This is a genomic window from Streptomyces sp. NPDC050504 (genome assembly GCF_044458065.1).
Classification (GTDB): Bacteria; Actinomycetota; Actinomycetes; order Streptomycetales; family Streptomycetaceae; genus Streptomyces.
Genome location: NZ_JBITHO010000009.1, coordinates 365,275 through 379,725 on the forward strand (window position 1 = coordinate 365,275; position 14,451 = coordinate 379,725).

Sequence of the window (14,451 nt, forward strand, 5' to 3'; positions counted from 1 at the left end):
CCGATTGATACGGGGGGCGGCCATGAACACCGCATCGAGCCGCAGGACAGTCAATTCCACGCAGCGAAAGAATCCATCCACCATGTGCCAGCACCAGCCACCGTGCCCGACAGCCGACTCAGCCGACCGGGAAGCAGCCCGCCTCTTGGCTCACCACCCGGAGCAGGGCTGGAGCCTGCTGTGCAACGGCGTCCTCCTGTTCGAGGACACCGGTGAGCTGCTGCCGGACGGACAGATCATCGCCCCGCACCGGCCGCTCGGCGCCGGACAGGTGATGAAGGCCGCCTGACACGCGGCCGCACCTCAGCAGGAGCGCGACGCAGGACCACGACAAGGGGCCGGCCCGGAGCGAACTCCGAACCGGCCCCGACGCCCCGCGCGGCGAGCGCCCCGCGCCCGCCGCGCGTCAGCCTCAGTTGTCGTACTCGTCCAGCGGCGGGCAGGAGCAGACGAGGTTCCGGTCACCGAAGGCACCGTCGATCCGGCGCACCGGCGGCCAGTACTTCTCCGTCGCCGACACACCTGCGGGGAAGACCGCCTCCTCACGGGTGTAGGCGTGGTTCCACTCCCCGCCCAGCGCGGCGGCCGTGTGCGGGGCGTTGCGCAGCGGGTTGTCGTCCGCGTCCCACTCGCCCGAAGCGACCTTCTCGATCTCGCCCCGGATCGCGATCATGGTGTCGCAGAAACGGTCCAGCTCGGTGAGGTTCTCGCTCTCGGTCGGCTCGATCATCAGCGTGCCGGCCACCGGGAAGGACATCGTCGGCGCGTGGAAGCCGTAGTCGATGAGGCGCTTGGCGATGTCGTCGACGCTGACGCCGGTCGCCTTGGACAGCGGCCGCAGGTCGACGATGCACTCGTGCGCCACGAGACCGGCCGGACCGGTGTACAGGACCGGGTAGTGCGGTTCGAGCCGCTTGGCGATGTAGTTGGCGGCGAGTACGGCGACCTGCGTCGCGCGCTTCAGGCCCTCGCCGCCCATCAGGCGTACGTACGCCCATGAGATCGGCAGGATGCCCGCCGAGCCCCACGGGGCGGCCGAGATGGGCCCGACGCCCGTCTCGGGGCCCGCGGTGGGCTGGAGGGGGTGGTTGGGCAGGTACGGCGCGAGGTGCTCGCGCACGCCGACCGGGCCGACGCCGGGGCCGCCGCCGCCGTGCGGGATGCAGAAGGTCTTGTGCAGGTTCAGGTGCGAGACGTCGCCGCCGAACTTGCCCGGCTTGGCGAGGCCCACGAGCGCGTTGAGGTTGGCGCCGTCCACGTAGACCTGGCCGCCCGCCTCGTGGACCGTGGCGCAGATGTCGGCCACGTGCTCCTCGAAGACGCCGTGCGTCGAGGGGTACGTGATCATCAGGACGGCCAGCTCGTCGCGGTGCTGCTCGATCTTGGCACGCAGGTCCTCGACGTCCACCTCGCCGTCGTCCGCGGTCTTCACCACGACGACCTTCATGCCCGCCATGACCGCGCTCGCGGCGTTGGTGCCGTGCGCGGAGGACGGGATGAGGCAGACGGTGCGCTGCTCGTCGCCGTTGGCCCGGTGGTACGCCCGTACGGCGAGGAGGCCGGCCAGTTCGCCCTGCGAACCGGCGTTCGGCTGGATGGAGACCTTGTCGTATCCGGTGACCTCGGCGAGACGCTCCTCCAGCTCGCGGATGAGCGTGAGGTAGCCGGCGGCCTGCTCGACCGGGGCGAACGGGTGGATCTGACCGAACTCGGGCCAGGTCACCGGCTCCATCTCGGTGGTCGCGTTCAGCTTCATCGTGCACGAGCCGAGCGGGATCATGCCGCGGTCCAGCGCGTAGTCGCGGTCGGCGAGCTTGCGCAGGTAGCGCAGCATGGCCGTCTCGGAGCGGTGCTGGTGGAAGACCGGGTGGGCCAGGAACTCGTCGTCGCGCAGCAGCCCGGCGGGCAGCGCGTCGGCGGCCGTGGCGTCCAGCGCCTCGATGTCGCCGGTGACCCCGAAGGCGCTCCAGACCGCCGCGAGCTGGCTGCGGGTGGTGGTCTCGTCACAGGCGATCGACACGGTGTCGGCGTCGACGAGGCGGAGGTTGACCCCGCCCTCGCGGGCGGCGGCCAGGACGTCGGCGGCCTTGCCCGGGACGCGGACGGTCAGCGTGTCGAAGTGCGAGCCGTGCAGCACCTCGACGCCGCCGTCGCGCAGCCCCTGGGCGAGGATCGCGGCGTAGCGGTGGGTGCGGCGGGCGATGTCCTTGAGCCCCTCGGGGCCGTGGTAGACCGCGTACATCCCGGCCATGACGGCGAGCAGCACCTGCGCCGTACAGATGTTGCTGGTGGCCTTCTCGCGGCGGATGTGCTGCTCGCGGGTCTGCAGGGCCAGGCGGTACGCCTTGTTGCCGTCGGCGTCCACGGAGACGCCGACCAGGCGGCCGGGGAGGCTGCGCGCGAACTTCTCGCGCACCGCCATGTAACCGGCGTGCGGGCCGCCGAAGCCCATCGGGACGCCGAAGCGCTGGGTGGTGCCGACGGCGATGTCGGCGCCGAGCTCGCCGGGCGGGGTGAGCAGGGTCAGCGCGAGCAGGTCGGCGGCGACCGTGACGATCGCACCGAGCTCGTGGGCCGCGTCGATGACCGGCTTGAGGTCGCGGACCTCGCCGGAGGCGCCCGGGTACTGGAGGAGCACGCCGAAGACGCCGCGCTCGGCGATCTCGGCCGGGATGCCGTCGCGCAGGTCGGCGACGACGACCTCGACGCCGGTCGGCTCGGCGCGGGTCTCGATCACGGCGACCGTCTGCGGCAGGGTGTCGGCGTCGATCAGGAAGACGCCGCCCTTGACCTTGCCGACGCGGCGGGCGAGGGACATCGCCTCGGCGGCGGCGGTGCCCTCGTCGAGGAGCGAGGCGCCGGAGGTGGGCAGGCCGGCCAGCTCGGCGACCACGGTCTGGAAGTTCAGCAGGGCTTCGAGGCGGCCCTGGGAGATCTCCGGCTGGTACGGCGTGTAGGCGGTGTACCAGGCCGGGTTCTCCATCACGTTGCGGAGGATCACCGGCGGGGTGAACGTGCCGTAGTAGCCGAGGCCGATCATCGGGGCGAGGACCTGGTTGCGGTCGGCGAGCGTCCGCAGCTCGGCCAGGACCTCGGCCTCCGTGCGGGCGTCCGGCAGCCCGAGGGCCTCGGCGCTCTTGATCACATCCGGCACCGCGGCGGCGGTCAGCTCGTCCAGCGAGCCGTAGCCGACCTGGGCGAGCATCTTCGCCTGCGCCCCGGCGTCAGGGCCGATGTGGCGCTGCTCGAAGGGGATGCCTCGCTCCAGCTGGGCGAGCGGAATGCGGTTGGCGGTCATTAAGGAGGCCTCCTGGTCAGACACGACCTGCGAGGGGCACCACGGCGCGGGTACCCGTACGGCCTCCCCCTCTGTCATCTCAACCTGAGAGCTTCACCGGACCGCCGAAACGCGCGCTCCGACTTTCACCGTCGGTGAGGACGCATGCCGACCGACACTCGTCCTGCTTTCCAGAGTGACCTCGTCCATGCGGTACGGGTGCCTGAGAGATTCCGGGGAGGATTTGCTCCTTCGGCGCCTCCGATGAAGCCTTGGAGGACTCTCCCGCACGGGGTCAGCAGCCACTCGTCAGCCTACCAGCGCAGTTTTCGAGGCAGTTTCGAGTGGCCGTTGCCCAGGATCTGCACTTTTGTAGTATTTCCAGACCTGTTGCGACCTGCTGGCGACCTGTTGGAGGGACCGTGCAGACCGACGTTGATCCGCGCAGCCTGATCGGCCGCAAGGCGTTCGACCGCAATGGCACCAAGATCGGGACGGTGGACGAGGTCTACCTCGACGACGCCACGGGCGTGCCGGAGTGGGCCGCGGTACGCACCGGGATCTTCGGCCGCGACGCCTTCGTACCGCTGGAACCGAGCGAGCTGGTCGACGACGTACTCCGCATCCCCTTCGACCGCTCCCTGATCAGGGAAGCACCCGACTTCGGCGTCGGCCGCCACCTCTCTCCCGAGCAGGAGATCCAGCTCTACCACCACTACGGGCTCGACCTGCCCGCCCCGCCCCGGTCGGCCACCGGGGAGGACCGGGATTTCGGCAGGATCGCGGGCCAGGACGGCTGAATCCCCTCTGGTCGGCCGCCGCCGTCCGCCGGTCAGCCGCTGCCCGCCGCCCCCGGTATCAGAGCCCCGGGCACCAGCGGCAGCGGCTCGCTCGGCTCCAGGGCGGGGTCGTCCACCCTGAACGTACGCACCCGGCCGGGCGCCGACCCCGGCTCCTCGAAGCGGACGGTCACCCGGCCCACACCGCTGCCCTGCACCCACCCCGGCCCGAATTCCGCGTGCCGCACGTCGTGCCCCGCGAGCCAGCGCCGCTCGACCGGCGCCGCGGTCTCCCCGGCCACCGCCTCCGGCTCCGCCGCGCTCTCCCCGCCGTCCGCCGCAGGGCCGCCCCCGCCGCCTCCACCGCCCGACGCCGCCCCCTCACCGGCCCCCTCACCAGCCGCGGCCGCGGCGGCCGTCGCCGCCTGGGCGAACAGGTCCTCCTGCGTGAAGTCGGCCAGCCCGCTCACGCCCACCCCGAGCAGGCGCACCCCTCCCGTGGTGTCCACGGCCTCCAGGAGCCGCCCCGCGGCCTCCCGCACCACCGCGGGATCGTCCGTCGGCCCCCGCAGCGTCTCCGAACGCGTCAGCGTCGAGAAGTCGTACCTCCGCACCTTCAGCACCACCGTCCGCCCCGAGCGCCCCGCTGCCCGCAGCCGCTCCACGCACCGCTCGGCCAGCCGCTCCACCTCGATCCGCACGCGCACCCGGTCGTGCAGGTCGACGTCGAAGGTGTCCTCGACGGAGACGGACTTCGACTCCCGCTCCGCGTTCACCGGCCGGTCGTCGTACCCCAGCGCCATCCGGTACAGCGCGGCCCCGTGCGCCTTCCCCAGCAGCCGTACGAGCTCGTCCTCGCCCGCCTCCGCCAGCTCCGCGACCGTCGCGATCCCCGCCCGCCTCAAGTGCTCCCCCGTCGCCGGACCGACCCCCGGCAGGATCCGCACCGGCTGGGGCGCCAGCAGCTCCCGCTCCGTCCCCGGCACTATCAGCACCAGACCGTCCGGCTTGGCCTGCTCGGACGCGATCTTGGCGAGCATCTTCGACCCGGCGAGCCCCACGGATCCGGTCAGCCCCGTCACCGCCCGGATGTCCTCGCGCAACCGCTTGCCGACCGCACGGGCCGAAGCCTCCCCGTCGGCCGCGCCACCGGCCTCCAGGTCGACGAACGCCTCGTCCAGGCTCAACGGCTCCACCAGCGGCGACAGCCGCCCCAGCAGCTCCATGACCTGATCGCTCACCGCCCGGTAGAGCGCGAAGCGCGGCACCAGGTACGCGGCGTTCGGCACGAGCCGCCGCGCCTGGGACATCGGCATCGCCGAGTGCACCCCGAACCGCCGCGCCTCGTACGACGCCGTGGACACCACCCCGCGCGGCCCCAGGCCGCCGACCACCACGGCCTTTCCGCGCAGGCTGGGCTTCGCCGCCTGCTCTGCGGCAGCGAAGAAGGCATCCATGTCCAGATGCAGAATCGTCGGCGCGGTCCTCACATCGACCGATGCTGCCCTACGCCACTGACAATCGGGCCCGGCACACGCCCCACCAGGCAATACGGCGCGGGGCACGACGGTGGGAACCGCCGTGCCCCGCGCCTAGGTCCGTACCCGCGGTTCACACCGCGCGGTTGCGCCGCCGTGCCAGCTCGTCCGCCGGGTTGTGCCCGACCAGGGTCTCCCCGGTGTCCACGCGCTCGCCGTGCAGCTGCGAGAGCGCCGCCTCGACGTCGCGCCACACCACGCCGACGGCGATCCCGAAGACGCCCTGTCCCCCTTGGAGCAGGTCCACGACCTCGTCGGGCGACGTGCACTCGTACACCGTCGCCCCGTCGCTCATCAGCGTCATCCGCTCAAGGTCCGTGAAGCCCCGCTCCCGCAGGTGCTGCACGGCCGTACGGATGTTCTGCAGGGCCACGCCCGTGTCCAGGAAACGCTTCACGATCTTGAGGACGACGACGTCCCGGAAGCTGTAGAGCCGCTGGGTGCCCGAACCGTAGGCCGGGCGCACGCTGGGCTCCACCAGCCCCGTCCGCGCCCAGTAGTCGAGCTGCCGGTACGTGATCCCGGCCGCCGCACACGCGGTCGGCCCCCGGTAACCGATCTCGTCGCTCCGCGCCGCACCTGCCGCCGCCGGAGCGACCGGGGCGCCCGGCTGCCTGGCGGAGGATTCGACGGGGCCATTGCGCAGTGGGTACGGCCTGCCCGCGGCCGTACCGTCGCCAGTGCTTCTCACGCCGACCCTCCGTCCTTGACCTGCCATCTCGACGGTAGGCAGTCACTCGGGGTGCGTCAACGATCGCCACACTCGGCACGCCGAGTGATAATCACCCTAGGAGTGGTTTCCCGTATCCCTCTTCGGGGAAAGGCTACTCGAATGTGGCCAAAGCGCCCGGCATATTCCGCCATGCGTGGCGCGCGGGACCGCGACTCACTGGCTGTTGGTCCCGAAGTCCTCCGGAGAGATCTGGTCGAGGAACTCGCGGAACTTCTCCACCTCGTCCTCCTGCTCGTCGGGGATCGCGATGCCGGCGTCGTCCAGCACGCCGTCGCTGCCGTAGATCGGCGTCCCCGTCCGCAGGGCCAGCGCTATGGCGTCGGACGGCCGCGCGCTGACCTCCACCCCGCTGGCGAAGACCAGCTCCGCGTAGAAGACCCCTTCCCTGAGGTCCGTGATGCGGACCTCGGTGAGCTCCTGGCCGACCGCTTCGAGCACGTCCTTGAAAAGGTCGTGGGTCAGCGGCCGCGCGGGAGCCATGCCCTGCTGCGCGAAGGCGATCGCGGTCGCCTCCCCGGGGCCGATCCAAATGGGGAGGTACCGATCGCCTCCCACTTCACGCAGGAGCACGATCGGTTGATTGGAGGGCATTTCCACCCGGACACCCACAACGTCGAGCTCGTTCACACAGCAACCCTAGGACGTGCCCGGTGGGTTTGGGTAGTCGGGCTCCGCCAAGATCAGTCAAGCCTTATCCTCAGCGCCGTCTGCACCAGGGCCGCGTGCAGCCGTACGGAGAGGGTGGCGAGCTCCTTGGCCGTGGCCTCCGCATGCGCCCTGGTCTGCGGATTGCGGTGCCTGCGCAGCGGCGCGACCACCTGTTCGATCAGGCTGGCCTCGCGGTCGGCGGCTCCCCGCATCGCCCGCAGGTGCCTCGGTTCGAGACCGAATCTCCCCAGATCCGCGACAAGTTTGGCGACGGTGACCGCCTCGGCGTCGTACACGCCCTCGGAGACCGGCGCGATCAGCCCGTACGACTCCCACTCGTCGAGCTCCGCCTCGCCGACCTCGGCGGCGGCCAGCAGCTCGGCCCGTCCGACCCGGGCGACGGTCGGCGCGTCCGCTTCGAGCTCCCAGGAGCCGTCGAGCAGTTCGCGCCTGCCGCCGGGAGACGGCAGCTGGACCTGTTCGCCCCGCGCCAGGGCGTCCAGGTGCTCACGGATGACCTTGAGCGGCAGATAGTGGTCCCGCTGCATCCGCAGCACCTGGGCCAGGCGCCCGACGTCCTCGGGGCTGAACTTCCGATAGCCGGACGGCGTCCGGAACGGCTCGACCAGGCCCTCCGCCTCCAAGAAGCGGATCTTGGAGATCGTGACCTCGGGGAATTCCTCCCGGAGCTCGCTCAGCACGGCGCCGATGCTCAGCATCCGGTCAGCGGCGGCGGTGCCGTGACCGGCACCGCCCGTCGTTGTTTCCAGCATGAACCTTCCCTGCGAGACCCCCGGACCTGGTCCGGGGGAAGGTCACACGCCCCGCTGGCTCGCGTAGAAGACCAGCCGGTACTTGCCGATCTGCACCTCGTCACCGTTCGCGAGCGCGACCTCGTCGATCCGCTCACGGTTGACGTACGTGCCGTTGAGGCTGCCGACGTCCGCGACGGTGAACCCGCCGGAACCCCTGCGGAACTCCACGTGGCGACGCGAGACCGTCACGTCGTCCAGGAAGATGTCGCTCTGCGGGTGACGGCCGGCCGTCGTCAGGTCGCCGTCCAGCAGGAAGCGGCTGCCCGAGTTCGGACCGCGGCGCACCACCAGCAGCGCCGAGCCGAGCGGCAGCGCCTCGACGGCGGCCTGGGCCTCGGGCGAGAGCGACGGCAGGGCCGTCTGTCCCGTCATCTCCGAGTCGTAGGCCTCAAGGCCCGAGATCGAGATGGTGGACGTGGTCTCCGAGGCGCGCTCGGCGGGCACCCCGCCGCGCAGCGGCGCACCGCAGTTGGAACAGAACCGACTGGCCTCCGCGTTGCGGTGGCCGCACCTCGTACAAACCGGCATGGACGAGTCCTCCTGCCGCGGCTGCCCCGCGCGAGCCTGCGTTGCATACGGATCGGGGGCAAACCCTCCGCCCGCACCAGAGGTTGATGGTTCCCCGAAACCTATGCGCCCGGCACCAGCAGGGTCAACAGACGGCGCGCCCTGAGCGCCCGAATTGTCGCCACCCGCGGCACCCAGCTCGTCACGGAAGAGCGGACGCTCCTCACCGTGCTCATCGGGCTGACCGTGCCTCGGCGCGCGGTGCCTCGCGGCGCTGTTGCCGCCGCTCTCGCGCGAACTCCTACCGAACAACTTCGCAAACAACTTCACGGGCGATTCCCCTTGACCGAAATAGACCCGCCCGTGGGGCAGGACGAACCCTGAACGAACACACCTGCCGGCCCGGACATCTTCACAACGTCCGTATCCACCAGACAGTTTCCACCACGCACCGCTCTTCCGGTGCGGCGACCCCCCGGAACCTCATGCCCTTGTCCCACCGGCCCCATGCGCCCCCGCCTCACTGCGACGACGACCGAGCGTAGTCAGGCCGATTCGCAGGTCGCAAGGCATCCACGACGATCTTCTCCTCGCGTGTCACTGAGGCCGTGGCCTGCTCCTTCTCCAGCGTCTGCACCACACCACCGGGGATGTTCAGCGCGGGCTCCAGGTCCTGCGGCTTCCCGATGACCTCGAAGACGTACGGAGCGGTGATCTTCCGCCCGTCCGCTTCGAGGTTCCCGTCGACGCCGGAGAAGTACGTGTTGGCGACCACCCGCACCCCGTTGACCTGGATCGCCTCGGCCCCCGCGGCGCGCAGCTCCTGGATGGCGTCCAGGAGCATGTCCGCCTCGACGGCACGACCGGGGTCGTTGACCGTCAGCGTGATGCCGGGGCCCTGCGCGGCGACCGTCCCGGCGAGGATGCCCAGCTGCCGCTCCTTCTCAAGCGTCTGCTTGCGTGCCTCCTCCGCCTGGTCGGAGCTGTTCTCCAGCTCTGTGCGCTGGTCGTCCAGACGCTGCTTCTCATCCTCTAGACGCTTCGTACGGTCATCCAGTTCATCGAGGATCCGTACCAAATCCTCCTGACGTGCGCCGCGCAGCGCGTTGTCGTCGCTGTTCGACCTCACCTGGATGGCGAGCCCGAGACCGAGACCGAACAGCAGCAGGGCCACCACCAGTTGGGCGCGGGTGACCCGCGGCGGCCACAGCCCCGCGATCAGCCTCTGGCGCCCCGTCACCGACTCCCCGGCGTCCTCCCCGGCCGACGGCCGTCCCCCGGGCTCCTCGGAGCCCTCGCGGGCCCCGGAGCCCTTGACGGTCCCGCGGTCGGGGTGCACGTGCTCCGCGTTCTCGGAGTCCTTGAGGATTTCGGGGTTCCCAGAATTCTCGGGGCCCTCGGGGTTCTCACGATCGCTGCTCATCGGCCTCACGCCCGGAAGACGTGGCGCCGGATCGCGGCGGCGTTGGAGAAGATCCGGATGCCGAGCACGACCACCACGCCGGTGGACAGCTGCGCGCCCACGCCCAACTTGTCTCCGAGGAAGACGATCAGCGCGGCCACCACGACGTTCGACAGGAACGACACCACGAAGACCTTGTCGACGAAGATGCCGTCGAGCATGGCCCGCAGACCGCCGAAGACCGCGTCGAGCGCCGCCACCACGGCGATCGGCAGATAGGGCTCGACCACCGCCGGAACTTCGGGTCGGACCAGCAATCCGGCCACGACTCCCACGACGAGGCCCAATACGGCGATCACGATGTGCCCTTCCCTGTTTCTGCGGCCTTCGGCTCCGCTGTGCGTACGATCAGGCTCGGCGCGGCCGGAAGCCGCACCTTCTCCTGCTGCGAGATGCCGGTGCGGATACCGAAGTTCTCCTGCAGCGCGTGGAGGTACTGGCCGTCGGCGCTGTCCTGGAACGCGGTGCTCAGCTCTTTGCCGTCCCCTACCGCCAGCACCGTATAGGGAGGCACCAGCGGTTTGTTGTCGACCAGTATGGCGTCGCCCGCCGCCCGGATCGCCGAGAGCGCGGTCAGCCGCTGCCCGTTGATGGCGATCGCCTCGGCTCCCGACTGCCACAGCCCGTTGACGACGCGCTGCATGTCGCGGTCGCGGACCCGTCCGGTGTCGGAGAAGCCGGTGCTCTCGCGCGGCCCGCCACCACCCTGATCGGTGTCCTTCGCGTCGTCGACGACGAGCTTCAGACCTGGCCCCGTCACCTCCGTGGCCCCCGCGAGCAGCCCCACCAGCTCGCCCTGGTCGCCACCGTGCTTCTCCAGGGCCTTGCGCTGCCGCTCGCTCACGCTCTTGCGGAGCGCGTCGACGTCCTTCTCCAGCCGGTCCGCGTCCGCGGTCTCCGACTCGATGCGGTCGATGAGCTCCTCGCGCTCCTTGGCCAGCACGGGAGCCGCTATCCGCGCCTGCGCCGCGCCCACGGTCACCACCAGGGCGGCGAGCACCAGACAGGCCGCGAGACCCAGTTTCGCCTTGAGGGTACGGGGAAGACCGGCGCTGCCGTCCGCGGCCCTGCGCGCCGCGGCCTCCGCATACCCGTCGTCGAGGCTGTGGTCCATCACATTGGTCAACAGCGACATCGACGCGTCGGGACGCGCGCGTGGCGATGCGGTGCTCCGAACGGGGGGCTGCTGCGACATGCCGCACATCGTCGCACGTCGGAGGGCCTACCGCCGAATGGCCCCACCGGTGTGCCGGACGGCGTCCCGCGACACCGTCCGGCACACCACGAACACGTCAGCGACCCGCGCTGTCGACCACCGACGTCCACTCGTCCAACAGGGCCAGCGCGGACGCGTCGTCGGGCCCCTCGGCCCACAGGTGCGTGACGGCCTCGGCCGGGTCGGGCAGCACCATCACCCACCGCCCGTCGGCCTCCACGACCCGTACGCCGTCGGTGGTGTCCACCGACCGCTCGCCCGCCTCCTCCACGACCCGCCGCATCACCAGCCCCTTCACCGCCCAGGGGGTGGCCAGGTCCCGCTTGAGCACGTGGGCGCGCGGAATCCGCGCGTCGATCTGGCTCAGCGTCAACTGCGTGCGCGCCACGAGACCGATCAGGCGTACGAAGGCCGCGGCGCCGTCGAAGACGCTGCTGAACTCCGGGATGATGAACCCGCCCTTGGCGTCGCCGCCGAAGATCGTGGTCTCCTCGCGCCCCACCCTCGTCAGGTCGTCGGGCGACGTCGTCGTCCAGTCGACTTGGGTCCCGTGGTACGCGGCCACCTGCTCGGCGATCCGCGTGGTGGTCACCGGGAGGGCGACGCGCCCGCTGCGCCGTTCGGCCGCGACGAGGTCCAGCATCACCAGCAGCGCCCGGTCGTCCTCGATGATCCGGCCGCGCTCGTCGACCAGCGACAGCCGCTCCCCCACCGGGTCGAAGCGCACCCCGAAGGCCGCCCTGGCCGAGGCGACGATCTCGCCCAGCCTGACCATGCCCGACCTGCGGGACTCGGCGGACTCGGTGGGCCGCGACTCGTCGAGTCCCGGGTTGATGGTCAGCGACTCGACGCGCAGCCGCCCGAGCAGGCTGGGCAGGACGAGGCCGGCACTTCCGTTGGACGCGTCGACCACCACCTTGAGCCCGGCCTCCGCGATCCCGGTGGTGTTGACGTTGCGGAGGAGGGAACCGGTGTACGAGTCGAAGACGCTCGACGGGAACCGGAGGTCACCGATCTCCCCGGGGAAGGCCCGCCGGTACTCCTGGCGTGCGTAGACCCGGTCCAGCTTCCGCTGCCCCGCCTGGGACAGGTCGGCTCCCCGCTCGTCGAAGAACATGATGTCCACGGAGTCGGGGACACCGGGAGAAGTACGGATCATGATGCCGCCGGCGCTGCCCCGCGCGGTCTGCTGCCTGGCCACGGGCAGCGGGACGTTCTCCAGGTCGCGCACGTCGATCGCGCTCGCCTGGAGCGCCGAGATGACCGCCCGCTTGAGCGCCCGCGCGCCGCGCGAGTGGTCACGGGCGGTGGTGACCGTTGCGCCCTTCTTCAGGGTCGTCGCGTACGCCCCCGCGAGCCGCACCGCCAGCTCCGGGGTGATCTCGACGTTGAGGATTCCGGACACGCCCCGGGCTCCGAAGAGGTGCGCCTGCCCCCGTGACTCCCAGATGACGGAGGTGTTGACGAACGCGCCGGCCTCGATGGTCTTGAAGGGGTAGACGCGTACGTTCCCCTGGATGATCGATTCCTCGCCGACGAGGCACTCGTCCCCGATGACCGCGCCGTCCTCGATCCGCGCGGCCCGCATGACGTCGGTGTTCTTGCCGATGACGCAGCCGCGCAGATTGCTGTGCTGCCCGATGTAGACGTTGTCGTGCACGACGGTCTTGTGCAGGAAGGCACCGGTCTTCACCACGACGTTGGAGCCCACCACGGTGTGCTCGCGGATCTCCACGTCGGCTTCGACCTTGGCGTAGTCGCCGATGTAGAGCGGCCCGCGGAGCACCGCGTCGGGGTGCACCTCCGCGCCTTCGGCGACCCACACCCCGGGGGAGATCTCGAACCCGTCGATGTCCACTTCGACCTTGCCCTCAAGGACGTCGGCCTGGGCCTTGACGTAGCTCTCGTGGGTGCCGACGTCCTCCCAGTAGCCCTCGGCGACGTAGCCGTAGATCGGCTTGCCTTCCTTCATCAGCTGCGGGAAGACGTCACCGGACCAGTCCACGGGCACATCGGGCTCGACGTACCCGAAGACCTCGGGCTCCATCACGTAGATGCCCGTGTTGACCGTGTCCGAGAAGACCTGCCCCCACGTGGGCTTCTCCAGGAACCGCTCGACCTTTCCCTCTTCGTCCACGATCGTGATGCCGAACTCCAGCGGATTCGGCACGCGCGTCAGGCACACCGTGACGAGTGCGCCCTTCTCCTTGTGGAAGTCGATGAGGTCCGTCAGGTCGAAGTCGGTGAGGGCATCGCCGGAGATGACCAGGAAAGCATCGTCCTTCAGCGCTTCCTCGGCGTTCTTGACGCTGCCGGCTGTGCCGAGAGGCTTCTCCTCGTTGGCATAGGTGAGCTCCATACCGAGCTCTTCTCCGTCGCCGAAGTAGTTCTTCACCAGCGAAGCGAGAAACTGCACGGTCACGACGGTCTCACTGAGCCCATGCCGCTTGAGGAGACGCAGCACATGTTCCATGATCGGCCGGTTCGCCACCGGCAGGAGCGGCTTGGGCATGCTTGAGGTCATGGGGCGAAGTCGGGTTCCTTCGCCACCGGCCATCACGACGGCCTTCATGTCGGAAGCGTCCTCCTCAGAAGAGACGACGGTCCAGCCGACTTCACCCGTCCAGGCAGGTCCATTTCACCGGCCGCGGCTCAGCAACGCTGCTAGTCACCGCATCGACGGGCTCAATCGACCGTTTTATCCGCCTTCACGAGCCGGCGGACCTGAACCACGTAGAGGATCCCTGCCCACCAGTAGAGCGTTGTACCCCATCCGGCGAACGCCCATCCGAAAATCGATGCGGCTGTCGCCAGCCACCCCGTCCCGTCGCTGAGCAGCAACAAGGGGAAGGCGTACATCAGGTTGAAGGTGGCGGCCTTCCCGAGGAAGTTCACCTGCGGCGGCGGATAGCCGTGACGGCGGAGGATTCCCACCATCACCAACAGCATCAGCTCTCGGGCCAGCAAGGCGGCGGTAAGCCAAATCGGCAGGATCTCCCGCCAGGTCAGACCGACCAGAGTGGAAAGGATGTACAGCCGGTCGGCAGCCGGATCGAGTAGCCGGCCGAGGCTGCTGATCTGGTTCCAGCGGCGGGCGAGCTTTCCGTCGAGGTAGTCGCTGATGCCGCTGAGCATCAGCACCAGCAGCGCCCACTTGTCGTAATTGGGCCCGTCGAAGGCTGGCTGAAGGATCAACCACAGGAAGAGCGGTACCCCAACAAGGCGAGCCATGCTGAGGATGTTGGGGATGGTGAGGACCCGGTCCGTCTGGACCCGAGTCTCCTGGACCTCCACCCGGGGGCCTCCTGTGAGGTTCGTACTGACGATGCCCCCTGACCTTACCCTCAGCCTCGGTCGGCAGGGGGACAGGGGGTGGCGCGCAACGCAGAAAAGCCCCGCACCATAAGGTGCGGGGCTCTCCCACAATGATTGTTCGGCGGCGTCCTACTCTCCCACAGGGTCCCCCCTGCAGTACC

13 protein-coding genes and 1 riboswitch are annotated in these 14,451 nt (G+C 70.0%); of the genes, 2 read left to right on the forward strand and 11 right to left on the reverse strand.

The annotated features are described in order from the left end of the window. Nucleotides 1–82 precede the first annotated feature (82 nt). A complete protein-coding gene (locus ACIBNE_RS31925) occupies nt 83–289 on the forward strand; it encodes a DUF5999 family protein (RefSeq protein WP_399277790.1) in 207 nt (68 codons plus the stop codon). Nucleotides 290–412: 123 nt separating this feature from the next. Here ACIBNE_RS31925 and gcvP read toward each other — a convergent pair whose 3' ends face one another. After that, the gene (gene gcvP, locus ACIBNE_RS31930; RefSeq protein WP_399277750.1) at nt 413–3,298 is read right to left on the reverse strand and encodes an aminomethyl-transferring glycine dehydrogenase; all 2,886 of its coding nucleotides are present in this window, start codon (nt 3,296–3,298) and stop codon (nt 413–415) included. A 180-nt stretch (nt 3,299–3,478) separates the two neighbouring features. Then, nucleotides 3,479–3,575: riboswitch (glycine riboswitch) on the reverse strand. A gap of 124 nt (nt 3,576–3,699) precedes the next feature. Between gcvP and ACIBNE_RS31935 the strand changes: the two genes are divergently transcribed. Next, on the forward strand, nt 3,700–4,077 hold the full coding sequence (locus tag ACIBNE_RS31935) for a PRC-barrel domain-containing protein (protein WP_399277752.1): 378 nt from the start codon (nt 3,700–3,702) through the stop codon (nt 4,075–4,077). 32 nt (nt 4,078–4,109) lie between these two features. Here the strand turns inward: ACIBNE_RS31935 and ACIBNE_RS31940 are convergent, their stop codons facing one another. From ACIBNE_RS31940 to ACIBNE_RS31985, 10 genes are all read right to left on the reverse strand, one after another. Continuing rightward, nucleotides 4,110–5,546 carry a DNA polymerase IV gene (locus tag ACIBNE_RS31940; protein WP_399277754.1) on the reverse strand — a complete coding sequence of 479 codons (1,437 nt, stop codon included), beginning with the start codon at nt 5,544–5,546 and terminating at the stop codon, nt 4,110–4,112. A gap of 121 nt (nt 5,547–5,667) precedes the next feature. Continuing rightward, nucleotides 5,668–6,285: a MerR family transcriptional regulator gene (locus tag ACIBNE_RS31945; RefSeq protein WP_399277756.1), complete on the reverse strand. Its 618-nt coding sequence runs from the start codon at nt 6,283–6,285 to the stop codon at nt 5,668–5,670. Nucleotides 6,286–6,480: 195 nt separating this feature from the next. Continuing rightward, nucleotides 6,481–6,954, reverse strand: coding sequence for a bifunctional nuclease family protein (locus ACIBNE_RS31950; protein ID WP_006123076.1), 474 nt, complete (start codon nt 6,952–6,954; stop codon nt 6,481–6,483). Nucleotides 6,955–7,007: 53 nt separating this feature from the next. Next, nucleotides 7,008–7,748: a MerR family transcriptional regulator gene (locus tag ACIBNE_RS31955; RefSeq protein WP_399277757.1), complete on the reverse strand. Its 741-nt coding sequence runs from the start codon at nt 7,746–7,748 to the stop codon at nt 7,008–7,010. 42 nt (nt 7,749–7,790) lie between these two features. Beyond that, entirely contained in the window at nt 7,791–8,735 is a 945-nt protein-coding gene (locus tag ACIBNE_RS31960; RefSeq protein WP_399277792.1) for an FHA domain-containing protein, read from the reverse strand. Between the two features lie 82 nt (nt 8,736–8,817). Next, nucleotides 8,818–9,720, reverse strand: a complete 903-nt coding sequence (locus ACIBNE_RS31965) for a DUF881 domain-containing protein (RefSeq protein ID WP_399277759.1) — start codon at nt 9,718–9,720, stop codon at nt 8,818–8,820. A 5-nt stretch (nt 9,721–9,725) separates the two neighbouring features. After that, nucleotides 9,726–10,058, reverse strand: coding sequence for a small basic family protein (locus ACIBNE_RS31970; protein ID WP_006376801.1), 333 nt, complete (start codon nt 10,056–10,058; stop codon nt 9,726–9,728). Continuing rightward, the gene (locus tag ACIBNE_RS31975) at nt 10,055–10,954 is read right to left on the reverse strand and encodes a DUF881 domain-containing protein (protein ID WP_399277761.1); all 900 of its coding nucleotides are present in this window, start codon (nt 10,952–10,954) and stop codon (nt 10,055–10,057) included. Before ACIBNE_RS31975 ends, ACIBNE_RS31970 begins: the two co-directional genes overlap by 4 nt. A 97-nt stretch (nt 10,955–11,051) precedes the next feature. Next, a complete protein-coding gene (locus tag ACIBNE_RS31980) occupies nt 11,052–13,547 on the reverse strand; it encodes a sugar phosphate nucleotidyltransferase (RefSeq protein ID WP_399277763.1) in 2,496 nt (831 codons plus the stop codon). Nucleotides 13,548–13,660: 113 nt separating this feature from the next. After that, nucleotides 13,661–14,269 (reverse strand): CDP-alcohol phosphatidyltransferase family protein, encoded by a 609-nt coding sequence (locus ACIBNE_RS31985; protein ID WP_399277764.1) that lies wholly within the window; start codon nt 14,267–14,269, stop codon nt 13,661–13,663. Between the last annotated feature and the right edge of the window lie 182 nt (nt 14,270–14,451).

Bases quoted from the DNA above. Each gene is read 5' to 3' on its own strand.
- ACIBNE_RS31980 (WP_399277763.1), bottom strand. From the start codon at position 13,547: ATGAAGGCCGTCGTGATGGCCGGTGGCGAAGGAACCCGACTTCGCCCC.
- gcvP (WP_399277750.1), bottom strand. From the start codon at position 3,298: ATGACCGCCAACCGCATTCCGCTCGCCCAGCTGGAGCGAGGCATCCCC.
- ACIBNE_RS31965 (WP_399277759.1), bottom strand. From the start codon at position 9,720: ATGAGCAGCGATCGTGAGAACCCCGAGGGCCCCGAGAATTCTGGGAAC.
- ACIBNE_RS31955 (WP_399277757.1), bottom strand. From the start codon at position 7,748: ATGCTGGAAACAACGACGGGCGGTGCCGGTCACGGCACCGCCGCCGCT.
- ACIBNE_RS31925 (WP_399277790.1), top strand. From the start codon at position 83: ATGTGCCAGCACCAGCCACCGTGCCCGACAGCCGACTCAGCCGACCGG.
- ACIBNE_RS31975 (WP_399277761.1), bottom strand. From the start codon at position 10,954: ATGTCGCAGCAGCCCCCCGTTCGGAGCACCGCATCGCCACGCGCGCGT.